Raw genomic sequence first — 21,307 nt, forward strand, 5'->3', positions numbered from 1 at the left:
CCGCTGCGCGGTTTAACTTGGGCATGCGCCCAAGTTAGCCTGCGCCGGAATCCAGCCTATGCGCTCATGCGCATGCAGCCTCCGGCTGCTTCTGGATCAATTGGTTTGCGCCAATTGATCCAGAACGGCTGGATTCTCCAGCGTCGTGATGTCCTGGGTGATGGCTTCGCCCTTGGCGAGGCTGCGCAGCAGGCGGCGCATGATCTTGCCGCTGCGGGTTTTGGGCAGGTTGTCGCCAAAGCGGATGTCCTTGGGCTTGGCGATGGGGCCGATTTCCTTGGCCACCCAGTTGCGAAGCTCATTGGCGATCTGCTTGGCTTCCTCGCCCGTGGGGCGCGAGCGCTTGAGCACCACGAAGGCGCAGATGGCCTCGCCGGTCAAGTCGTCCGGACGGCCCACGACAGCGGCCTCGGCCACCAGGTCGGTCTTGGAGACCAGCGCGGATTCGATTTCCATGGTGCCCAAGCGGTGGCCGCTGACGTTGAGCACGTCGTCGATGCGGCCCGTGATGCGGAAGTAGCCTCGGTCGGCGCTTCTGACAGCACCGTCGCCAGCCAAGTAGTAGCCCTTGAGTTCCTCGGGGAAGTAGCTCTTCTTGAAACGCTCCGGATCGCCCCAGATGGTGCGGATCATGGAAGGCCAAGGCTTCTTGATGACCAGAATGCCGCCCGTGCCGTTCGGGATGTCGTTGCCCATCTCGTCCACGATGGCGGCCGAGATGCCCGGTAGGGGCAGCGTGCAGGAGCCCGGCACCAGCGGCGTGGCACCCGGCAGCGGGGTGATGACGTGGCCGCCGGTCTCGGTCTGCCAGAAGGTGTCCACGATGGGGCAGCGCTCGCCGCCCACATGCTTGTGGTACCACATCCAGGCCTCGGGGTTGATGGGTTCGCCCACCGAGCCGAGGATGCGCAAGCTGCTCAGGTTGGAGCGAGCCGGGTGCACCTTCTCGTCAGCCTCGGCCGCCTTGATCAGGGAGCGGATGGCCGTGGGCGCGGTGTAAAAAATGGTCGCCTTGTGCTTCTCGATCATCTGCCAGAAACGGCCGGCGTTCGGGTATGTGGGCACGCCCTCGAAAACGATCTGCGTCCCGCCGGCGGCCAGCGGGCCGTAGGCCACGTAGGTGTGGCCGGTGATCCAGCCGATGTCGGCCGTGCACCAGAAGATGTCATTGGGCTGGAGGTCGAAGGTCCAGTCCATCGTGAGCCGCGCCCACAGCAGGTAACCCCCGGTGGCGTGCTGCACACCCTTGGGCTTGCCGGTGGAGCCGCTGGTGTAGAGGATGAAGAGCGGGTGCTCCGCCCCCACCTGTTCCGGCTTGCACACCGTGCTCTGCCCCGCCAGGGCCTCGGTGAAGGTCTTGTCGCGGCCCGCGACCATGTTGCAGGCCGTGGCAGTGCGCTGGTAGACCAGCACGGTCTTGATGCTGTCGCAGCCGCCCATGCCCAGGGCCTCGTCCACGATGGCCTTGAGCGGCAGTTCGCGGCCACCGCGCATCTGGTAGTTGGCGGTGATGACGGCCACCGCGCCAGCATCGATGATGCGTTCCTGCAGGCTCTTGGCGGAGAAGCCGCCGAAGACCACGCTGTGGGTTGCGCCGATGCGCGCGCAGGCCTGCATGGCCACCACGCCTTCGATGGTCATCGGCATGTAGATCAGGACACGGTCGCCCTTTTTGATGCCTTGGGCCTTGAGGGCGTTGGCGAACTGGCTGACCTTGGCGAGCAGTTCCTTGTAGCTGACCTTGGTCACCGCACCGTCATCGGCCTCGAAGATGATGGCAGTCTTGTTCTCGATGGGCGTGCCGACGTGCTTGTCCAGGCAGTTGGCGCTGGCATTGAGCTCGCCGTCCTCGAACCATTTGTAGAAGGGCTTGCTGCCCTGGCTCAAGGTCTTGGTGAAAGGCTTGCTCCAAACCAAGTTCTCGCGGGCCAGACGCGCCCAGGTGCCTTCGAAATCCTTGTCGAAAGCCTCGCACATGGCCTGGTACTGCGCCATGCCCGACACGCGCGCGGCCTTCACGGTCGCCGCGGATGGCGGGAAGACCCGGTTTTCAACCAACACGGATTCGATGGCCGAGGAAGAGGCGGTGGATGAGCTCATGGTTTGCGTCCTCAAGATCGTTATAAGCGTGGAACAAGCTGCCGTCGGCAGTGCCTCTTATTGTCCGACATGCGCTTACAAGGTTCTGACGCTAGCCCGACAAAACCGCAGGGGAAAACACTGCATCGTCCCCAGGGTGAAAGCCCCGGGAAATGCAGCCTAGAATTCATGGTTTTCCCGGATCAACGCATCCTCTTTTCAACTGGCTTTGCCTCTCAACAACCCCATCGATTTCCATCATGTCCCAGCCCGAAGCGCCCAAGCACGAACCCCGGCGCGCCGCTTCCAGCATGCGCCGCTTGCCTTCCCTGATCTTCGCCAGCCGTTGGCTGCAACTGCCGCTCTACCTGGGCTTGATCATCGCCCAGGGCGTGTACGTCGTGCATTTCCTGATCGAACTGGAACATCTGGTCATGGCCGCCTTCGGTGACCAGGCCGCGCTCGACGCCCTGATCCGCAGCATCGGCTACAAGGCCGACGCACCGCTGAGCACCTTGAATGAAACCGTCATCATGCTGGTGGTGCTGGCGCTGATCGACGTGGTGATGATCTCCAACCTGCTGATCATGGTCATCGTGGGTGGTTTCGAGACCTTCGTGAGCCGCATGAATCTGGAAGGCCATCCGGATCAGCCTGAATGGCTCAATCACGTCAACGCGTCGGTGCTCAAGGTCAAGCTGGCGACCGCCATCATTGGCATCAGCTCCATCCACCTGCTCAAGACCTTCATCAATGCGGCGAACTACAGTGACCGCGTGCTGATCGCGCAAACCGTCATCCACATCGCGTTCCTGCTGTCCGCGATGGCCATCGCCTACACCGACCGCCTGATGAACGGCGGCACGGCCGACAAGCACTGAACCGCGCCGCAAGAACGACCCCGACACCGCCCCAGAGGAACCCGCCATGAGCACGACCATCCGCCAAGACGATCTGATCGAATCCATCGCCGCAGGGCTGCAATACATCAGCTATTACCACCCGGCGGACTACATTGCCCATCTGGCGCGGGCCTATGAACGCGAGAAGAGTCCCGCGGCGAAGGACGCCATCGCCCAGATCCTGACCAACAGCAAGATGAGCGCCACGGGCCACCGCCCGATCTGCCAAGACACCGGCATCGTCAACGTCTTCCTCAAGGTGGGCATGGGCGTGCGTCTGGAAGGCTTCACTGGCAGCCTGGAGGACGCGGTGAACGAAGGCGTGCGCCGCGGCTACCTGAACCCCGACAACATGCTGCGCGCCTCGGTCGTGGCCGACCCGCAGTTCGCGCGCAAGAACACCAAGGACAACACCCCCGCCGTGATCTTCACCGAACTCGTGCCGGGCGACACCGTGGAAGTGACGTTGGCGGCCAAGGGCGGCGGCAGCGAGAACAAGAGCAAGATGTACATGCTCAACCCCAGCGACAGCGTGGTCGACTGGGTGCTCAAGACCGTGCCCACGATGGGCGCGGGCTGGTGTCCGCCCGGCATGCTGGGCATCGGCATCGGCGGCACGGCGGAGAAAGCCACGCTGATGGCCAAGGAGTCCCTGATGGACGACCTGGACATGTACGAACTGCAGGCCAAAGCCGCCAAGGGCGACAAGCTGAGCCAGGTCGAGGAGCTGCGCCTGGAGCTGTACGAGAAGGTCAACGCCCTGGGTATCGGCGCGCAGGGCCTGGGCGGCCTGACCACGGTGCTCGACATCAAGATCAAGATGTACCCGACCCACGCGGCCAGCAAGCCGATCGCGATGATCCCGAACTGCGCGGCCACGCGGCACGCGCACTTCGTGCTCGACGGCAGCGGCCCGGTCTACCTGGATCCGCCCAGCCTGGAGCTTTGGCCCGACGTGCAGTGGACGCCCGACACGCAAAAGAGCAAGCGCGTGGACCTGAACAAGCTCACCAAGGAAGAAGTCGCGAGCTGGAAGCCTGGCCAGACGCTGCTGCTCAACGGCAAGATGCTCACTGGCCGCGACGCCGCGCACAAGCGCATTCAAGACATGCTGGCCAAGGGCGAGAAGCTGCCCGTGGACTTCACCAACCGCGTGATCTACTACGTCGGCCCGGTGGACCCGGTGAAGGACGAAGCCGTCGGTCCCGCTGGCCCGACCACGGCCACGCGCATGGACAAGTTCACCGACATGATGCTGGCCAAGACGGGCCTGATAGCCATGATCGGCAAGGCCGAGCGTGGTCCCGAGGCCATCGCGGCCATCCAGAAGCACAAGAGCGCCTACCTGATGGCCGTGGGTGGCGCGGCCTACCTCGTCAGCAAGGCGATCAAGCAGGCCAAGGTCGTCGGCTTCGAGGATCTGGGCATGGAGGCCATCTACGAGTTCGACGTGGTGGACATGCCGGTGACGGTGGCGGTGGACGCGGGCGGGACGAGCGCGCACATCACGGGCCCGGCGGAGTGGAGCAAGCGCATCGCCTCCGGCGAGTTCAAGGGCATCACGGTCGCGACGGCCTGACATCTTGACCTCCCTCGCATCGTCCGCGCCTGCGCGCACCTCGGAGAGCCCGATCGGCGTCTTTGACAGCGGCATCGGCGGTTTGAGCGTGCTTCAAGCGCTGCACGCCGAGTTGCCGCATCAGCGTTACGTGTATGTGGCCGACAGCGGGCATGCGCCTTACGGCGAACGCGAGCCGCAGCATGTCATTGACCGCACGATGGCCGTGGCCGAGTACTTGGTCGCGCGGCATGGCATCCAGGCGCTGGTGGTCGCCTGCAACACCGCCACCGCGATCGCGATCCACCTGCTGCGCGCGGAACATCCGCACTTGCCCCTGGTGGGACTGGAGCCCGCCATCAAACCAGCCGCACAGCACAGCCGCAATCACCGCGTGGGCGTACTGGCCACGCGCGGCACGCTGCAAAGCGAAAAATTCCGCGTGCTCCATGCGAGCCTCGCCCAACAGGCGGAGTTCGTGCTGCAACCCTGTGATGGACTGGCTGGAGCGATTGAACGCCAGGATGAGGAACGCATCGCGACGCTGAGCGCGCAGTACGCGTCGGCCCTGGGCCCCTGCGGCACAGCCCCAGGCTGCATCGACACCGTGGTCCTGGGCTGCACGCACTATCCGCTGATCACATCCCAGCTGCGGGCGCTGCTCGGCCCAGACGTCGTGATGATCGAGAGCGGCGCGCCCGTCGCGCGCCAGACCCGGCGTGTCTTGCCACACATTGGTGACGCCGGAACCCCCAGCACGGTCTACTACACCACGGGCCAAATCGGCGCCCTGCAAGCTGCCGCCCGGCGCTGGGTCGAGGCCGATGCGCGGGTGGAAGCACTTGAACTCAGCTGAGGTCCATTGCGCCAGTACAATACGCGGCTCGTCGGGGCGTAGCGCAGTCTGGTAGCGCATCTGGTTTGGGACCAGGAGGTCGCACGTTCGAATCGTGTCGCCCCGACCATCATCTGACCATCCTTCCCTGATGGCCCTCTTGCGCACGCGCCCAGATCCCTTGCCCTGGCTGCAGCCCGGGGATGACTTTCCGCCGGTCGAACAGGCCTGGGGGCGAGATTCCGAAGCGCCCGGACTGCTCGCCGCGGGTGGCAGTCTGGACGTGGCCACGCTGAAGCGGGCCTACGCCCACGGCATCTTTCCCTGGTTCAGCGCAGGCCAGCCCATCCTGTGGTGGAGTACCGAGCCGCGCATGGTGCTGGAAACCGCGACCGATGCGCCGGAGGGCTTTCGCCTGCACCGCTCCTTGCGCAAGACCTTGCAGCGCTTCATGGCCGACCCGGCCTGCGACATCCGCATCGACACGGCCTTCGACGAGGTGGTGGCAGCTTGCGCGGGCAGTCCGCGGCCGGGCCAGGATGGCACCTGGATCACACCCGCCATGCGGCGAGCCTATGCGGACCTGCATCGCGCGGGCCATGCCCACAGCATCGAAACCTGGATCGCCGGTGAATTGCGGGGCGGACTGTACTGCGTTTCGCTGGGTCGCGCGGTCTATGGCGAATCCATGTTCGCCCGCAGCACGGACGCCTCCAAGATCGCCCTGTCGGCGCTGGTGGCTTTTTGCCGTAGCAACGGCATCGGCTTGGTCGACTGTCAGCAGAACACCGCGCATCTGGCCTCGCTCGGCGCCCGCCCCATCCCACGGAACCAGTTCTTGCAGCACTTGGCCAAGGCGCGCGATCTCCCCGCTCCCCATTGGCAATTCGACCGCCTATACTGGAACGCACTCATCCCCAACGCCGTCGTCCGAACCTGACACCGCGCGCCGTCCGCCCATGACGCACCTCCAAGATCTGCCGCTCCAGCACCTGCAGTTCTACGCCACGGCGCCCTATCCGTGCAGCTACCTCGATGGACGGCAGGCGCGCTCGCAAGTGGCCACGCCCAGCCACCTGATCAACACCAGCATCTACACCGGGTTGGTGGCCCAAGGTTTCCGTCGCAGCGGCATGTTCACCTACCGTCCGCATTGCGATGGCTGCCAGGCCTGCGTCCCGTTGCGGGTGCGCGCAGCGGATTTCATCCCCAGTCGTAGCCAGCGCCGCGCTTGGAAGCGACACGCCGCGCTGCAAGTCCAGATCACCCGGCTCGCCTTCAGCCCCGAGCATTACCAGCTCTACTTGCGCTATCAAACCGGTCGGCACGCGGGCGGCGGCATGGACCAGGACAGCATCGACCAGTACACGCAATTCCTGTTGCAAAGCCGGGTCAACTCGCGGTTGGTGGAGTTCCGGGACCCGGGACAGGAGGGTGCCCCCGGGACCTTGCGCATGGTGTCCGTGCTCGACGTGCTGGACGATGGCCTGTCCGCCGTCTACACCTTCTACGACCCGGCCCCCATGCCCGGCTCAGGCGGCACCAGCTATGGCACCTACAACGTGCTGTGGCAGATTGAGCAGGCTCGTCAGTTGGGCCTGCCTTATGTGTACCTGGGCTATTGGATCGAGCAGAGCCCGAAGATGAATTACAAGGCGCGTTTCCTTCCGCACGAGGTGCTGCGCCGCGGGCATTGGCAGGAAGGCCTCGGCGCCGCAACTTCATCGGATTCCTGAGCCGATTCAGGCTCTTAACGGCTCGGATGTCAGGCCCCCACTGTGCATTCCGGCACACAGTTTTTTGTGCGCCGCAGCATTTTTGACTCTCCTTTGAATTTCAAGGCATAAAATAGTCTCGCCTTGAAAACGCGTAGTGCAGGAGAGAAGCCCGATGAGGAAAAAAGACCCGGATGCCATCAGCACCCCGACCGTGCAAGTGATTGAACGCATGTTCACGCTCATGGACGTGCTGGCGTCGCGCGAAGACGCCATTTCGCTGAAGGAGATCAGCGAAAAGACCGGGTTGCATCCCTCGACGGCCCACCGGATCCTGAATGATTTGGCCACCGGCCGCTTCGTCGACCGCCCGCAGCCGGGCAGCTACCGGCTCGGCATGCGTCTGCTGGAGTTGGGCAACTTGGTCAAGGCGCGGCTCAACGTGCGGGACGCGGCGATCGCGCCGATGCGCGAGTTGCATCGCCAGATCCAGCAACCGGTCAATTTGAGCCTGCGCCAAGGTGATGAAATCGTCTACATCGAGCGTGCCTACAGCGAACGCTCGGGCATGCAGGTGATCCGCGCCGTGGGCGGTCGCGCACCGCTGCACCTGACCTCGGTCGGCAAGCTGTTTCTCGCGGCGGACGACCCGCAGCGTGTGCGCGCCTACGCCACGCGCACCGGACTGGCCGGGCATACCAAGAACAGCATCACTCAGTTGCCCGTGCTCGAACGGGAGCTGGCGAAAATCCGCCAGTCCGGGATTTCGCACGATGACGAAGAGCTGGAACTCGGCGTGCACTGCCTTGCCGCAGGCATCCACGATGACCAAGGCAAGCTGGTTGCGGGCCTATCGATCTCCGCGCCCACCGGCAGGCTGGACAAGGAATGGGCGGTGAAACTGCAGGGCGTGGCGAACGAAATCTCGCGCATGCTGGGTCACCACAACCCGGCTCAGACCTCCTGAGCCCTGACAGAACGGTTCGATCGGGACGCGAGCAAAGCGCGAAGAACCGCAGGCGGCGAGTGCCGCACTGCCGAAAGGCACGTCAGTCAAGTCTTGCTGGCAATGTCCAAGATGTTGTCACCGGCCTGACGGGCCTCGTTGGTCTCCACCCAGCGACGCACGCGCTCTGCGTCGCCGAGGCGGCTCAGCTTGCCCACTGAGTCAAGGAAGACCATGATCAGCTTGCGGCCAGCCACGGTGGCCTGCATGACCAGGCACTGCCCGGCCTCACTGATGTAACCCGTTTTTTGCAAACCAATGTCCCAACGTTGGTTGAGCACCAGCCGGTTCGTGTTGGCGAACACCATCTTGCGCTGTCCAACGGCCACCTGGTAGGCCCGGGTCGTGGAAAACTCGCGCAGCATCGGATCGGCCGAAGCGGCATCGACCAGCAAGGCCAAATCGCGGGCACTGGACTGGTTGCGACTGGACAAGCCAGTAGGCTCGACGTAACGCGTGTCCTGCATGCCCAGCAACTGCGCCTTGGCGTTCATCATGGTCACGAAGATGCTCAGCCCGCCAGGATAGGTACGCCCCAGCGCATTGGCGGCCCGGTTCTCGCTCGCCATCAAGGCCAAGTGCAAGAGCTCGCCCCGGGTCAGGACGGTGCCCACGCGCAGGCGGGAAACGCTGTACTTCTCCGTGTCCACATCATCCTGGGTGATGGTGATGGGTTCATCGAGTGGCAACTCCGCCTCGCTGATCAGCAGCGTGGTCATCAGCTTGGTGAGCGAGGCGATGGGCAGCACGGCCTCCTCGTTTTTGCTGAACAGCACTTCCTGCGTATCCTGATCAATCACGTAAGCCACACTCGAACGCAGCGACAGCGGATCGTTCACGCGGTGCAAACCTGCTTGCATGCCCACCGAGGGTTTGGCCGGAATGATGAGGCGGCGCACGACCTGACGCTTGGGCGCAGGCTTGACGCCAGCGCCTTGGACTTTGACCGTCTGACGCGGCTCAGACGATGCTTGCGCCTGAGACGGCAAGGCCGGCAGCGAGACGGCCAACAAGAAGCAACCGGCCATAAGCAGCCGCAAGGCGGCGCCCAAGGCATTCAGCAACGATGATGTGAAAAAGGATGACATTTCCGCGCAACCTGCACGCCAACTTTCAAGATACGCCACCATCGTTTGATGGCTGACACCAGCCAGCGACAGGTTATACAGAAAATACTCTTCTCAATCAATCACTTGGGCGTATTTTTTAACGTTCTGTTACGGCAAAAACAAAGGGATGTAACCTGTCTTTTCCAGGCTTCATCCCAGCGCGCCTGGGCGCAAGCACCCGGCGCGCCATTGACATCACGCGGACGTCGCCACTTGCTCGGCCCCACGCCGGGCGCGCAGCAGGCCCGACACAATGGCCTTGAGCGAGGCAGAAACGATGTTCGCATCCATGCCAACGCCAAACAGGGTGCGCTCACCCACGCGCAGTTCCAGATAGGCAACAGCCTGGGCATTCGCACCCGAACCCACGGCGTGCTCGTGGTAGTCCAGCACGCGGATGGACTCGCCTGCAGCCGTGGCCAGCCCCTCAACGAAGGCCTCGATGGGCCCATTGCCCGCGCCCTCGATCGCCAGGGCTTTGCCCTCCAGCACCACGTCGGCCTGCAGGGTCGTCGTGCGCACGCCCGCGGCGTTCTCACCCTCCTCCTGGGCACGGTAGCGCGGCGCAGACACTTCATTCAGGCCGTACTCGCGCAGAAAGACCTGGTGAATATCCCGCGCGCTGAGTTCCTTACCGCTGGCATCCATCACGGCCTGCACCACTTGGCTGAACTCGATCTGCAAGCGGCGCGGCAGCTCCAGGCCGTACTCGCTCTCCAGCAGGTAGGCGATGCCGCCCTTGCCCGACTGGCTGTTGACGCGAATGACCGCCTCGTAGCTGCGCCCCAGGTCTTTGGGATCGATGGGCAAGTAGGGCATGACCCAGATGTCCCCGTCCTTGCGCGCCGCGAAGGCTTTCTTGATCGCATCCTGATGCGAGCCCGAGAAAGAGGTGTAAACCAGCTCACCCACGTAGGGATGGCGGGGATGCACGGGCAACTGGTTGCAATGCTCGACCACCCGCCGGATCTCATCGATGTCGGAGAAATCCAGCCCTGGGTTCACGCCCTGGGTGTAGAGGTTGAGCGCGACGTTGACCAGATCCAGGTTACCCGTGCGTTCGCCATTGCCAAACAGGCACCCTTCCAATCGATCACCGCCCGCCATGATGGCCAGCTCACCCGCCGCCGTGCCCGTGCCTCGGTCATTGTGGGGATGGATGGACAGCACGATGCTGTCACGCCGTGCCAGATGCCGGTGCATCCACTCGATCATGTCCGCGAAGATGTTGGGCGTGGAATGCTCCACGGTCGACGGCAGGTTGATGATGCATTTGTGCTGAGGGGTCGGTTGCCAGACCTCGGTGACCGCATCGACCACGCGCTTGGCGAAGGGCAACTCGGTACCTGAGAACATTTCCGGTGAGTATTCGAAGGTCCACTCGGTTTCCGGGTGCTCGGACGCGATCTGCTTGAAGAGTTTGGCGTTCGTCACGGCCAGTTCGACGATGCCATCCTCCGTCAGCCCCAAGACCACCTTGCGCATCACTGGCGCGGTGGCGTTGTAGAGGTGGACGATGGCGCGCTTGGCACCCTTGAGCGATTCAAAGGTGCGGCGGATCAGGTGCTCGCGGGCCTGAGTCAACACCTGTATGGTCACGTCGTCGGGGATGAGCCGGTCTTCGATCAGCTTGCGCACGAAGTCGTATTCAATCTGCGAAGCCGAGGGAAAGCCGACCTCGATCTCCTTGAAGCCAATGTCCACCAAGGTCTGGAACATCTTAAGCTTGCGCGGAATGTCCATCGGCTCGATGAGCGCTTGGTTGCCGTCGCGCAGGTCCACACTGCACCAGACCGGGGGCTTGGTCAGCACGGCGTCAGGCCAGGTGCGGTCCTTGAGGCCAACCGGCGTGAAAGCGCGGTATTTGGTGGCGGGGTTCTTCAACATGGTCATCGTGAATCTCCAGCAAGTTGGTCAGTCGTTGATGCGCACCTGCGGCTAGTTCGAACATTCCAAAACACAAAGGCCCGCTGCAGGTGCATACGGGCCTTGAGGATTGGGGAGTGCGCGTGCGCTACCGTAGCCGCCCGTAGAGGGAGGGGATCAGTAGGGCTAGCGCCAGGAAGTTCATGTCGGCGAATTTAGCACAAAACCAATGGAGGAAGGGGAAATTCAACGCTCCCGGTCTGGATGCAGGCCGCTTTCTTCCGGCTCGTCGATCGAGGTGCTGATCACGCTCACGCGCTGCCCCTTGACCCTGCGCCAGGCATACACCACATACCCACTCACGCCATAAAGCGCAAAGATGCCAAACAGGACGGTGGCCGGGTCGATGGTGATCAGCGCGTAAATCAAGACGATCAAGATCACGGTCGCGAAAGGCACGCTCTTCCTGAAGCCGATGTCCTTGAAACTGTAGAAGGGCACGTTGCTCACCATGGTCAGACCGGCATAGAGCGCCAGCGCGAAGACAAACCAGCAAACCGCGCGGGTCTCTTCCGGCTTCACATCCCACTCGATCATGATCCAGATGAATCCAGTCAGCAACGCGGCGGCCGCCGGCGACGGGAGGCCCTGGAAATAGCGTTTGTCCACCACGGCGGTGTTCACGTTGAAGCGCGCCAGTCGCAAGGCGGCGCAGGCGCAATAGACAAAGGCGGCCATCCAGCCCCAGCGCCCCACGTCCTTCAAGGCCCAGGCATAGGCCACCAACGCGGGAGCCACGCCAAAGGACACCATGTCAGACAAGGAATCCATCTGCTCGCCAAAGGCGCTTTGTGAATTGGTCATGCGCGCCACGCGGCCATCCAGGCCATCGAGCACCATCGCGCAGAAGATGCCGATGACGGCGAGCCCGAACCGGTCGTTCATGGCCATCACGATGGCGTAAAAACCACCGAACAAGGCAGCCAGTGTCACCAGATTGGGCAGCATGTAGATGCCCTTGCTTGTGCTCTTGAGCAGCGGGCTCGTTGCCCGCTCATTGTTGTCAGCCATATCGTCCTGAACATCGTTTCGAATGGAGCGCAAGTGTAAGCGAGCGCTCAGCATCTCGAACAAGCCCGGAAAAGCAACAAGGCTGCCTATAGCAGCCTTGTTGCAAAAATGCCAGATGAGCGGCGGGACAGGGCATCCACCAGCGCCGAAACCACGTCGGAAACGACAGCGGCGACTCTGCGGCGGACGCCCTGGCGTCGCCCCTGGATCAGTTGCGGGACTGATCCACCAGCTTGTTCTTGGCAATCCAGGGCATCATGGCGCGCAGCTGGCCACCCACCTTCTCGATGCTGTGGTCGGCCGTGTTGCGGCGGCGAGCCGTCATCGACGGGTAGTTCAAGCGGCCTTCCTGAATGAACATCTTGGCGTAGTCACCGTTCTGGATGCGCTTCAAGGCATTGCGCATGGCCGCGCGCGAGGTCTCGTTGATCACCTCGGGACCGGTGACGTACTCGCCGAACTCCGCGTTGTTGGAGATCGAGTAGTTCATATTGGCGATACCGCCTTCATAGATCAAGTCGACGATCAGCTTCAACTCGTGCAGGCACTCGAAATAAGCCATCTCGGGCGCGTAACCGGCCTCGACCAGGGTTTCGTACCCCATCTTGATCAGCTCGACGGCGCCGCCGCAGAGCACGGCCTGCTCGCCGAACAGGTCGGTCTCGGTTTCTTCCTTGAAGTTGGTCTCGATGATGCCGGCCTTGCCGCCGCCGTTGGCCATCGCGTAGCTCAGGGCCAGGTCACGGGCCTTGCCGCTCTTGTCCTGGTGCACGGCCACCAGGTGGGGCACGCCGCCGCCCTGGGTGTAGGTGGAGCGCACGGTGTGACCAGGGGCCTTGGGCGCGACCATCCACACGTCCAGATCAGCGCGCGGCACGACCTGGTTGTAATGCACGTTGAAGCCGTGTGCGAAGGCCAGGGAGGCACCCTTCTTGATGTTCGGCTCGACGTTGTTCTTGTAGACCTCGGCGATCTGCTCGTCGGGCAACAGGATCATCACCACGTCAGCGGCCTTGACCGCGTCGTTCACTTCCATCACGGTCAGGCCAGCCTTGCCGACCTTGTCCCAGGAAGCGCCGCCCTTGCGCAGGCCGACAACGACCTTGACGCCGCTGTCGTTGAGGTTCTGCGCATGCGCGTGGCCTTGCGAGCCGTAACCGATGATGGCGACAGTCTTGCCCTTGATGAGGCTCAGATCACAATCTTTGTCGTAGAAAACTTTCACTTTGCTGCTCCTGTGGAAAACGTGAAATAGGGGTGGGGTGAAATCAAAACACAAGGACTAGACACGCAGGATGCGCTCGCCGCGACCAACGCCGCTACTGCCGGTGCGCACGGTTTCGAGGATGGCGCTGCGGTCGATGGCTTCAAGGAAGGCGTCGTTCTTGGCCTGGTCGCCGGTCATCTCGATGGTGTAGCTCTTGTCGGTGACGTCGATGATGCGGCCCCGGAAGATGTCTGCGGTGCGTTTCATCTCCTCGCGCTCCTTGCCGACGGCGCGGACCTTGACCATCATGAGTTCGCGCTCGATGTAAGCGCCCTCGGTGAGGTCGACCACCTTCACGACCTCGATCAGCCGGTTCAGGTGCTTGGTGATCTGTTCGATCACTTCGTCCGACCCGGTGGTGTGGATGGTCATGCGCGAGAGCGAAGCGTCCTCCGTCGGTGCGACGGTCAGCGACTCGATGTTGTAGCCGCGGGCCGAGAACAGGCCCACGACGCGGGAGAGTGCGCCGGGTTCATTTTCCAGCAGCACGGCGATGATGTGTTTCATGTGCGATTCCTCTTTTTGCCACCCTCCCCTGCTGCCGGTAAGCAGCAGGCTCGGTGGTCAATAGATTCGTCCAGTTTGAAGAGAATGCGGGCCCCAGGCTACCCAAGGCCCTGCTTGCGGGATCAGAGATCCTCGGCGCCCAGCAGCATCTCGGTGATGCCCTTGCCGGCCTGCACCATCGGGAACACGTTCTCGGTGGGGTCCGTGCGGAAGTCAAGAAAGACCGTGCGATCCTTCAGCCGACGTGCCTCGCGCAACGCGCCTTCCACATCCGATGGCTTCTCGATCAGCAAGCCGACATGCCCATAGGCTTCGGCCAGCTTCACGAAGTCAGGGAGGGAATCCATGTAGCTGTGGCTGTAACGGCCCGAGTACTCAATCTCTTGCCACTGCCGCACCATGCCCAGGTAACGGTTGTTGAGGGAGAGGATCTTGATGGGCGTGTCGTACTGACGGCAGGTGGCCAATTCCTGGATGCACATCTGCACCGAGCCTTCGCCCGTGACGCAGAACACTTCGCTCTCGGGCTTGGCCAGCTTGATGCCCATGGCATAGGGGATGCCCACACCCATGGTGCCCAGGCCACCGGAGTTGATCCAGCGCCGAGGCTGATTGAAGCGGTAGTACTGCGCAGCCCACATCTGGTGCTGCCCCACGTCGGACGTGACGTAGGCATCCGCGTCCTTGGTCATGTTCCACAGCGTCTCTATCACGAACTGCGGCTTGATGACGTCCTGATTGCCTCGGTCGTACTTCAGGCAATCGCGCGAGCGCCAGCCTTCAATACTGTCCCACCAAGCCTGCAGCGCACCCGCCTCGGGGCGCAGCGGGCTTTCCTTGATGGCCACCAGCATTTCGGACAGCACGTCCTTGACGTCACCGACGATGGGCACGTCCACCTTGACGCGCTTGGAAATGCTCGAAGGATCGATGTCGATGTGGATGATCTTGCGGTCCACCGAGGCGAAGTGCTTGGGGTTGCCAATCACGCGGTCATCGAAGCGCGCACCCACGGCCAGCAAAACGTCGCAGTTCTGCATGGCATTGTTCGCCTCCCAGGTGCCGTGCATGCCCAGCATGCCCAGGAACTTGCGGTCGGTGGCGGGATAAGCGCCCAGGCCCATCAGCGTGTTGGTCACCGGGTAACCCAAGAGATCAACCAACTCGCGCAGCTCGGGCACGGCATTGCCCAGCAGCACGCCGCCGCCCGTGTAGATATAGGGGCGCTTGGCGGTCAACAGCAGTTGCATGGCCTTGCGGATCTGGCCCGCGTGGCCCTTGCGCACCGGGTTGTAGGAGCGCATCTGCACGCTCTCAGGATAGCCCTTGTAAGGCACCTTCTTGAAGGACACGTCCTTCGGAATGTCGACCACCACGGGGCCGGGGCGACCGCTGCGGGCGATGTGAAACGCCTTCTTCAGGGTGTCGGCCAGGTCGTTGGCGTCCTTGACCAGGAAGTTGTGCTTGACGATGGGGCGCGTGATGCCCACGGTGTCGCATTCCTGGAAGGCATCCAGACCAATGGCCGCCGTCGGCACCTGGCCACAGATGATGACCATCGGAATGCTGTCCATGTAGGCCGTCGCGATGCCAGTCACCGCATTGGTCACACCAGGACCGGAAGTGACGAGGGCCACGCCCACATCGCCGGTCGCTCGTGCATAGCCGTCGGCCGCGTGCACGGCCGCCTGCTCGTGCCGGACCAGGATGTGCTGGATGCTGTCTTGCTTGTAGAACGCGTCGTAGATGTGAAGCACCGCGCCGCCGGGGTAACCCCAGACGTACTTCACGCTCTCAGCCTGCAAGGCCTTGATGAGGATCTCCGCGCCGCGCAGATCTTCGGTCGTGCCTTCGGCCGCGGCAGCGGCGGAGGCGATTTCAGCTTTGGAAATTTCCATGATGAACCTCGAGTATTTCTCTGACGAAAAACCTGGGGTGCTCCTTCGCCAGCGCTTGTGGCACCGCGTCGGAACTTGAGGCCAAAGCCATGGGCGCATTGGATAACCGCGCCGGACTGTGACCCGTTTGCCAATCGGATGATTTGAATGAGCAGCATGCATTATGGCATTGCCCGGATGGCCTGCGGCAAATTTGATGAGCCAGCCCTGGCTGGCTGAGATAATCGCCGCCCACACGTGTTGAACACATGACCGATTCCAACCAGCCCTCTGCGGCCCCCTCCCCCTCCGCCACGTCCACCACCGGTTCAGCTCAAACGCCCGGTCTGATGCGCCGCATGGCCTGCTGGCTCTACGAGGGCATGCTGCTGTTTGGCGTGCTTTTCATCGCGGGATATCTGTTTTCCACCCTCACGCAGCAGCGCCACGCGCTGACGGGTCGCCATGCGCTGATGGCGTTTCTCTTCCTGGTGCTGGGCATTTATTTCACCTGGTTTTGGAGCAAGGGGCAGACCCTGGCCATGAAAACCTGGCACATCCGCGTGACCGATCTGCGCGGCCAGGCCCTCACCCAGGCCAGGGCCCTGCTGCGCTACCTGCTGTCCTGGTCATGGTTTCTGCCCCCGTTGGCGCTGATCGCGCCGTTCCACCTCGGCGCGGGGGAAACGTCGGTATTGATGATCGGCTGGATTTTGGTGTGGGCCCTGCTTGCTCGTTTCCACCCCCGGCGTCAGTTCTGGCATGACGTGCTCGCGGGCACTCAGCTGGTGGATGCGCGCCCCAGGACAACTCGCCATGACTGACCCGACTCCCCACGAAAAACCACCCGTCAACCTGCAGAAGAGCCGCACCGGCCTGAACCGGATGGTGCATGCGCTGGGCTATTCCTTCGAGGGCCTGCGCGCGGGCTGGAAAGAAACGGCTTTCCGGCAGGAGGTGATGGCAGCCATCGTTTTGCTGCCGCTGGCATTCTGGCTGGGACGCGACTGGGTTCAAGTGGCTTTGCTGGCGGGCAGTGTGGTGCTGCTCATGATCGTGGAATTGCTCAACACGGGGATTGAAACCGCCATCGACCGCATTGGCCCCGAGTGGCACGACCTGTCCAAGCGCGCCAAGGACATGGGCAGTGCCGCCGTGCTGCTGGCACTGTTGCTGTGCGTCGGCATCTGGGCCGCCGCTTTGTGGCACCGCTTCGGCGGCTGAAGGCATGCCCACCCCCTTGAACACCATGAACTCCACGCAAGAACCTCATTTTTCGCTGTGCGTCTACTGCGGCTCACGCCCAGGGGCCGATCCGCGGCAGATCGAACTGGCCCGCATCGTCGGCCGCTGGATCGGCCGCCACGGCGGGCAACTGGTCTACGGTGGTGGAAGGGCCGGGTTGATGGGCGCGGTGGCCGAAGCCACGCTGCAGGCCGGAGGCCGCGTGATCGGCATCATCCCCGAGGCGCTGGTGGAGCGCGAGTGGGCCTACACGGACTGCACGGAACTGCACATCGTGTCCACCATGCACGAGCGCAAACGCATGATGGCCGAGCGCAGCGACGCCTTCTTGGCCTTGCCGGGTGGCATCGGCACTTTCGAGGAACTGTTCGAGGTCTGGACTTGGCGCCAGCTCGGCTACCACGACAAGCCGATCGGCATCGTCAACGCCCATGGATACTACGATGGCTTGCTCTCGTTTCTGAAGCACTGCGTGACGCAGGGACTGATGGACCAACGCCAAATGGATCTGATCGACAGTGAATCAGCGGTGGAAAGCGACGACGAGCTCGTGGCCTTACTTCGCCGTCTGATCCAGGCTGCGGGCTGGAGTCAAGACAGCGCGGCGCTGGGTCGAGTGATCTGAAACGAACCTGGGTAGCCGCAGGCCCCCACCGACCTGCAGCTCGGCTTGAGAGCGCAACCGACTGGAAACCTCAGATCGCCGCTTCGTCTTGCTCTCCCGTGCGGATGCGCACCACACGCTCGACCGAGGTCACAAAGATCTTGCCGTCACCGATCTTGCCGGTGCGGGCCACCTTGACAATGGCGTCGATGCATTGATCCACGATGACCGTGGGCACGACGGCTTCGATCTTGACCTTGGGCAGGAAATCCACCGCATACTCGGCGCCGCGGTACACCTCGGTGTGGCCCTTCTGGCGGCCAAAGCCCTTGACCTCCGTGACGGTCAGCCCTGTCACGCCACAGGCCGCCAAGGCCTCACGAACTTCCTCGACGCGAAACGGTTTGATGATGGCGGTGATCAATTTCATCTGAGTCTCTCTTTCTTGATTTCAATCCACGATTCCGAACTCAAGCCCGGAATTTGTTGGTGATAGGGTAGCGCCAATCCTTGCCAAAACCACGGTGAGTAACCCGGATGCCCACGGGCGCTTGGCGCCGCTTGTACTCATTGAGTCGCAAGAGTCGGGTGACGCGTTCCACGTCCGCGCGGGCATACCCAGCGGCGACGATGGCCTCGACGCTGTCGTCGTTCTCCATGTAGCGCTCGACGATGGCGTCCAGCACTTCGTAAGGTGGAAGGCTGTCCTGGTCGGTCTGGTCGGGCCGCAGTTCCGCGCTGGGCGGACGGGTGATGATGCGTTCCGGTATCGGCGCGGTGCCCGTTCCGTAGGGATCGTGTGCGTTGCGCCAGCGCGCGAGCCGAAACACCGTGGTCTTGAGTACGTCCTTGATGACCGCGAAGCCGCCGGCCATGTCGCCGTAAAGCGTGCAATAGCCCGTGGCCATCTCGCTCTTGTTGCCCGTGGTCAGCACGATGCGCCCGCTCTTGTTGGACAGGGCCATCAGCAGGGTCCCGCGGATGCGCGCTTGGATGTTTTCCTCGGTGGTGTCCTCGGGCAGACCGGCGAATTCCTGGGCCAGCGAGGTCTTGAACGCCTCGAACTCGGGCACGATGGAAATCTCGTCGTACTGCACCCGCAAGCGCGCAGCCATGTCGCGTGCGTCGATCCAGCTGATGTCCGCCGTGTAGGGCGAAGGCATCATCACGGTGCGAACCTTGGCGGGCCCCAGTGCATCGACAGCGATGGCCAGCACCAATGCTGAATCGATGCCTCCGGACAGGCCGATGATGGCGCCCGGAAAGCCGTTCTTGCCCACATAGTCGCGCACGCCCAGCACCAGCGCATCCCAGAGGTCGGCATCACGGTCGCGCTCAGGGGCAATCGGGCCGCTCAGCCGCAAACCGGCAGCGTCACGCCGCGCGTCCATCACGAACAGGTCCTCGGCAAAACTTGGCGCCCGCGCAGCCAGGGACACCTCACCCTCGCCCGAGGGCTGCAAGGCAAAGGACCGGCCCTCGAAGACCGCCTCGTCCTGGCCACCCACCAGATGGGCGTAGACCAGGGGAAGGCCATGGTCCCGTACCCGTTGCGCCATGGCGGTTTCGCGCTCATCCCCCTTGCCCGCGTGGAAGGGCGAGGCGTTGATCACAGCCAGCAATTCGGCGCCCGCCGCACGCGTTTCACGCGCGGGGTTGTCGAACCAAGAATCCTCGCAGATCAGCAAGCCGACGCGGGTCCGCTCGCCATCCGCCTCCACCTCGAAAACGCAGGGCTGGTCACCCGGTTCGAAGTAGCGGCGTTCGTCAAAAACCTGGTAATTTGGCAGTTCGCGCTTCGCATAACGGGCGATCACCTGGCCCGCACGCAGCACACTGGCCGCGTTGAAGCGGCCCGGGCGCATGACGGAACGGGTACGCCAGCCGCCATCCTCGGTGGCTGCAGGATGCCCCACCACCACGGTCAGGCCCTCCAGATCCGCCAATTCCTTGGCCACGGTCCGAACAGCTTCATCGCAGGCGGCGATGAAGGACGGTCGCAGCAGCAAGTCTTCCGCCGCGTAACCACAGATGGCCAGTTCGGGCGTGAGCAGCAAATGCACGCCCTGCGTGCACGCTTGGCGCGCAGTCGCTATGATTTTTTGCGCGTTGCCCGATAGATCGCCGACGACAAAGTTGGACTGGGCGACGCCAAGACGCAAAGACATAAATGGAAAGCTGGAAAGAAAGCGGATCGCAGTGAGCTTGAAAGATTATGTCACCCGGGTTCACGAGGACCTGTCGACCCTCGATGCCGAGGCCTGGAACGGACTGCTGGCACGGCAGACACAGCCCACGCCATTCATGCGGCACGAGTACTTGGCCGCACTGCATGACAGCGGCAGCGCCACGCCAGCCACGGGCTGGACCCCACGCTTCCTGACCCTGCACGACCGCTCGGGGCAGCTGCAGGCCGCCTGCCCGCTCTATCTGAAAAGCCACTCACGCGGCGAATACGTCTTTGATTGGTCCTGGGCGGATGCCCACCACCGCCACGGTCTGGCTTATTACCCCAAGGGCGTGGTGGCTGTTCCGTTCACGCCCGCGCCCGGCAGCCGATTGTTGGCCCGAGACGACGACGCCCGCGATGCGCTGCTTCAACGTCTGCTGGAACTCGGCCGTGAGCTTGGTCTTTCCTCGCTGCATTTGCTTTTCGGCAGCCGCGAGGATCTGGCCGCAGCCCAGGCAACCGGGTGGATGCAACGCCACACGGTGCAATTCCACTGGAGCAATCGCGATCAAACGCCATATGCGGATTTTGAAGAATTCCTGGGCACGCTCAGCCAAGACAAGCGCAAGAAAATCCGCCAAGAACGGCGCAGGGTCCGCGAAGCCGGTGTCACCCTGCGGCCGCTGCGAGGGCATGAGATTGGCCCAGAGGAGTGGGACTTTTTCTACCGCTGCTACGAACGCACTTATCTGGAGCATGGCAATCCGCCTTACCTGCATCGCGACTTCTTCACACAGATCGCAGCGGGACAAGCCGAAAACTGGTTGCTCTTCCTGGCCGAACGAGAAGGTCGTGCCATCGCTTCCAGCCTGATTGCCTTGAGCACAACCACGGCACCTCAAGAAGCATGGAGCAGAAAAACTGGAAATGGCTTGGAAGCCCAATCCGCGACCCATTCCGTCGCCTGGGGGCGTTACTGGGGCGCGCTGGAGAGGGTCGATTGCCTGCATTTCGAGGCCTGCTACTACGCACCGCTGGAGTGGTGCATCGCGCATCAGATCCACCGCTTCGAAGGCGGTGCTCAGGGGGAGCACAAACTCGCGCGGGCGCTGCTACCGGTGCAAACACCCAGCGTCCATTGGCTGGCTCAGCCTGACTTCGCGCGGGCCGTTCAACAGTTCCTGGCCGTCGAGGGCGAGCACATCGACCGCTATCTGGAGGAATTGGCCCAGCATTCTCCGCTTCGGCGGATGGACAAATAGGCCGTCAGCCAGCCTCAAGCCGCAACAGCCATCTCCAGCGCTGCGGGGCCTGACCGACGCACAGGGGCTGATGCGACGTCGGACGCAGACAAGGCGCCTGCGAGCACCTCTTGCCCTTCCACCTGGAACACGGCCACCAGATCAACCAGCTCCTTGGCCTGGGTCTTGAGGTTGCTGGCCGCGGTGGCCATTTCCTCCACCAGGGCGGCGTTCTGCTGGGTGGTCTGATCCATG

The 21,307-nt window shown here is 63.0% G+C and carries 19 protein-coding genes, 1 tRNA gene and 1 pseudogene; 11 read left to right on the top strand and 10 right to left on the bottom strand.

What is annotated here, in order from left to right; all coding sequences use genetic code 11:
- Positions 1–96: 96 nt before the first annotated feature.
- Positions 97–2,100 carry an acetate--CoA ligase gene (gene acs / locus HGR_RS11290; protein WP_006298379.1) on the bottom strand — a complete coding sequence of 668 codons (2,004 nt, stop codon included), beginning with the start codon at positions 2,098–2,100 and terminating at the stop codon, positions 97–99.
- Between the two features lie 239 nt (positions 2,101–2,339).
- Here acs and HGR_RS11295 point away from each other — a divergent pair, with 239 nt between their 5' ends.
- The 7 genes from HGR_RS11295 to HGR_RS11325 all read left to right on the top strand — a co-directional run bounded on the left by HGR_RS11295 (position 2,340) and on the right by HGR_RS11325 (position 8,056).
- A complete protein-coding gene (locus HGR_RS11295) occupies positions 2,340–2,960 on the top strand; it encodes a YqhA family protein (protein WP_006298380.1) in 621 nt (206 codons plus the stop codon).
- A 46-nt stretch (positions 2,961–3,006) separates the two neighbouring features.
- Positions 3,007–4,560 (top strand): fumarate hydratase, encoded by a 1,554-nt coding sequence (locus HGR_RS11300; RefSeq protein ID WP_006298381.1) that lies wholly within the window; start codon positions 3,007–3,009, stop codon positions 4,558–4,560.
- Between the two features lie 4 nt (positions 4,561–4,564).
- Positions 4,565–5,395, top strand: a complete 831-nt coding sequence (murI, locus tag HGR_RS11305) for a glutamate racemase (protein WP_006298382.1) — start codon at positions 4,565–4,567, stop codon at positions 5,393–5,395.
- A gap of 32 nt (positions 5,396–5,427) precedes the next feature.
- Positions 5,428–5,504, top strand: a tRNA-Pro gene (locus HGR_RS11310).
- A 21-nt stretch (positions 5,505–5,525) separates the two neighbouring features.
- On the top strand, positions 5,526–6,314 hold the full coding sequence (aat, locus tag HGR_RS11315) for a leucyl/phenylalanyl-tRNA--protein transferase (RefSeq protein ID WP_006298383.1): 789 nt from the start codon (positions 5,526–5,528) through the stop codon (positions 6,312–6,314).
- Between the two features lie 19 nt (positions 6,315–6,333).
- Complete coding sequence (locus tag HGR_RS11320) at positions 6,334–7,110, top strand: arginyltransferase (RefSeq protein WP_006298384.1); 777 nt, start codon at positions 6,334–6,336, stop codon at positions 7,108–7,110.
- A gap of 154 nt (positions 7,111–7,264) precedes the next feature.
- Positions 7,265–8,056 carry an IclR family transcriptional regulator gene (locus tag HGR_RS11325; RefSeq protein ID WP_006298385.1) on the top strand — a complete coding sequence of 264 codons (792 nt, stop codon included), beginning with the start codon at positions 7,265–7,267 and terminating at the stop codon, positions 8,054–8,056.
- An 86-nt stretch (positions 8,057–8,142) separates the two neighbouring features.
- Here HGR_RS11325 and HGR_RS11330 read toward each other — a convergent pair whose 3' ends face one another.
- The 6 genes from HGR_RS11330 to HGR_RS11355 all read right to left on the bottom strand — a co-directional run bounded on the left by HGR_RS11330 (position 8,143) and on the right by HGR_RS11355 (position 15,813).
- Positions 8,143–9,183, bottom strand: a complete 1,041-nt coding sequence (locus HGR_RS11330) for a serine hydrolase (RefSeq protein ID WP_006298386.1) — start codon at positions 9,181–9,183, stop codon at positions 8,143–8,145.
- Positions 9,184–9,399: 216 nt separating this feature from the next.
- Entirely contained in the window at positions 9,400–11,091 is a 1,692-nt protein-coding gene (leuA, locus tag HGR_RS11335) for a 2-isopropylmalate synthase (protein WP_039853330.1), read from the bottom strand.
- Positions 11,092–11,316: 225 nt separating this feature from the next.
- Positions 11,317–12,141 (bottom strand): CDP-diacylglycerol--serine O-phosphatidyltransferase, encoded by an 825-nt coding sequence (gene pssA / locus HGR_RS11340; protein ID WP_006298388.1) that lies wholly within the window; start codon positions 12,139–12,141, stop codon positions 11,317–11,319.
- Between the two features lie 208 nt (positions 12,142–12,349).
- Positions 12,350–13,366, bottom strand: a complete 1,017-nt coding sequence (gene ilvC / locus HGR_RS11345) for a ketol-acid reductoisomerase (protein ID WP_006298389.1) — start codon at positions 13,364–13,366, stop codon at positions 12,350–12,352.
- A gap of 57 nt (positions 13,367–13,423) precedes the next feature.
- On the bottom strand, positions 13,424–13,915 hold the full coding sequence (ilvN, locus tag HGR_RS11350; protein WP_006298390.1) for an acetolactate synthase small subunit: 492 nt from the start codon (positions 13,913–13,915) through the stop codon (positions 13,424–13,426).
- A gap of 122 nt (positions 13,916–14,037) precedes the next feature.
- Positions 14,038–15,813, bottom strand: coding sequence for an acetolactate synthase 3 catalytic subunit (locus HGR_RS11355; protein WP_006298391.1), 1,776 nt, complete (start codon positions 15,811–15,813; stop codon positions 14,038–14,040).
- Between the two features lie 248 nt (positions 15,814–16,061).
- On the opposite strand from HGR_RS11355, the gene HGR_RS11360 reads away from it, so the two are divergent.
- Genes HGR_RS11360 through HGR_RS11370 form a run of 3 tightly spaced genes read left to right on the top strand, consistent with a single transcriptional unit; the run spans position 16,062 to position 17,662 of the window.
- Complete coding sequence (locus HGR_RS11360; protein WP_006298392.1) at positions 16,062–16,616, top strand: RDD family protein; 555 nt, start codon at positions 16,062–16,064, stop codon at positions 16,614–16,616.
- Entirely contained in the window at positions 16,609–17,016 is a 408-nt protein-coding gene (locus tag HGR_RS11365) for a diacylglycerol kinase (protein ID WP_006298393.1), read from the top strand. Before HGR_RS11360 ends, HGR_RS11365 begins: the two co-directional genes overlap by 8 nt.
- A 25-nt stretch (positions 17,017–17,041) precedes the next feature.
- Positions 17,042–17,662: an LOG family protein gene (locus HGR_RS11370; RefSeq protein WP_039853332.1), complete on the top strand. Its 621-nt coding sequence runs from the start codon at positions 17,042–17,044 to the stop codon at positions 17,660–17,662.
- A 70-nt stretch (positions 17,663–17,732) separates the two neighbouring features.
- Here the strand turns inward: HGR_RS11370 and HGR_RS11375 are convergent, their stop codons facing one another.
- Complete coding sequence (locus HGR_RS11375) at positions 17,733–18,071, bottom strand: P-II family nitrogen regulator (RefSeq protein ID WP_006298395.1); 339 nt, start codon at positions 18,069–18,071, stop codon at positions 17,733–17,735.
- Between the two features lie 40 nt (positions 18,072–18,111).
- Positions 18,112–19,809, bottom strand: a complete 1,698-nt coding sequence (locus HGR_RS11380; protein ID WP_006298396.1) for an NAD+ synthase — start codon at positions 19,807–19,809, stop codon at positions 18,112–18,114.
- A 31-nt stretch (positions 19,810–19,840) separates the two neighbouring features.
- Here HGR_RS11380 and HGR_RS11385 point away from each other — a divergent pair, with 31 nt between their 5' ends.
- Positions 19,841–21,073, top strand: a complete 1,233-nt coding sequence (locus tag HGR_RS11385) for a GNAT family N-acetyltransferase (protein ID WP_006298397.1) — start codon at positions 19,841–19,843, stop codon at positions 21,071–21,073.
- A gap of 14 nt (positions 21,074–21,087) precedes the next feature.
- Here the strand turns inward: HGR_RS11385 and HGR_RS17835 are convergent.
- A pseudogene (locus tag HGR_RS17835) lies at positions 21,088–21,307 on the bottom strand (methyl-accepting chemotaxis protein); the annotation flags it as partial.

The organism is Hylemonella gracilis ATCC 19624 (genome assembly GCF_000211835.1).
GTDB classification, from domain to species: Bacteria; Pseudomonadota; Gammaproteobacteria; order Burkholderiales; family Burkholderiaceae_C; genus Hylemonella; species Hylemonella gracilis.

Excerpts from the sequence above, each read along its gene's own strand:
- aat (WP_006298383.1), top strand. The coding sequence starts at position 5,526 with ATGGCCCTCTTGCGCACGCGCCCAGATCCCTTGCCCTGGCTGCAGCCC.
- leuA (WP_039853330.1), bottom strand. The coding sequence starts at position 11,091 with ATGTTGAAGAACCCCGCCACCAAATACCGCGCTTTCACGCCGGTTGGC.
- HGR_RS11325 (WP_006298385.1), top strand. The coding sequence starts at position 7,265 with ATGAGGAAAAAAGACCCGGATGCCATCAGCACCCCGACCGTGCAAGTG.
- HGR_RS11375 (WP_006298395.1), bottom strand. The coding sequence starts at position 18,071 with ATGAAATTGATCACCGCCATCATCAAACCGTTTCGCGTCGAGGAAGTT.
- acs (WP_006298379.1), bottom strand. The coding sequence starts at position 2,100 with ATGAGCTCATCCACCGCCTCTTCCTCGGCCATCGAATCCGTGTTGGTT.
- HGR_RS11330 (WP_006298386.1), bottom strand. The coding sequence starts at position 9,183 with ATGTCATCCTTTTTCACATCATCGTTGCTGAATGCCTTGGGCGCCGCC.
- HGR_RS11365 (WP_006298393.1), top strand. The coding sequence starts at position 16,609 with ATGACTGACCCGACTCCCCACGAAAAACCACCCGTCAACCTGCAGAAG.
- HGR_RS11295 (WP_006298380.1), top strand. The coding sequence starts at position 2,340 with ATGTCCCAGCCCGAAGCGCCCAAGCACGAACCCCGGCGCGCCGCTTCC.
- ilvN (WP_006298390.1), bottom strand. The coding sequence starts at position 13,915 with ATGAAACACATCATCGCCGTGCTGCTGGAAAATGAACCCGGCGCACTC.
- HGR_RS11370 (WP_039853332.1), top strand. The coding sequence starts at position 17,042 with ATGAACTCCACGCAAGAACCTCATTTTTCGCTGTGCGTCTACTGCGGC.
- HGR_RS11300 (WP_006298381.1), top strand. The coding sequence starts at position 3,007 with ATGAGCACGACCATCCGCCAAGACGATCTGATCGAATCCATCGCCGCA.
- HGR_RS11380 (WP_006298396.1), bottom strand. The coding sequence starts at position 19,809 with ATGTCTTTGCGTCTTGGCGTCGCCCAGTCCAACTTTGTCGTCGGCGAT.
- pssA (WP_006298388.1), bottom strand. The coding sequence starts at position 12,141 with ATGGCTGACAACAATGAGCGGGCAACGAGCCCGCTGCTCAAGAGCACA.
- HGR_RS11355 (WP_006298391.1), bottom strand. The coding sequence starts at position 15,813 with ATGGAAATTTCCAAAGCTGAAATCGCCTCCGCCGCTGCCGCGGCCGAA.
- HGR_RS11320 (WP_006298384.1), top strand. The coding sequence starts at position 6,334 with ATGACGCACCTCCAAGATCTGCCGCTCCAGCACCTGCAGTTCTACGCC.
- HGR_RS11360 (WP_006298392.1), top strand. The coding sequence starts at position 16,062 with ATGACCGATTCCAACCAGCCCTCTGCGGCCCCCTCCCCCTCCGCCACG.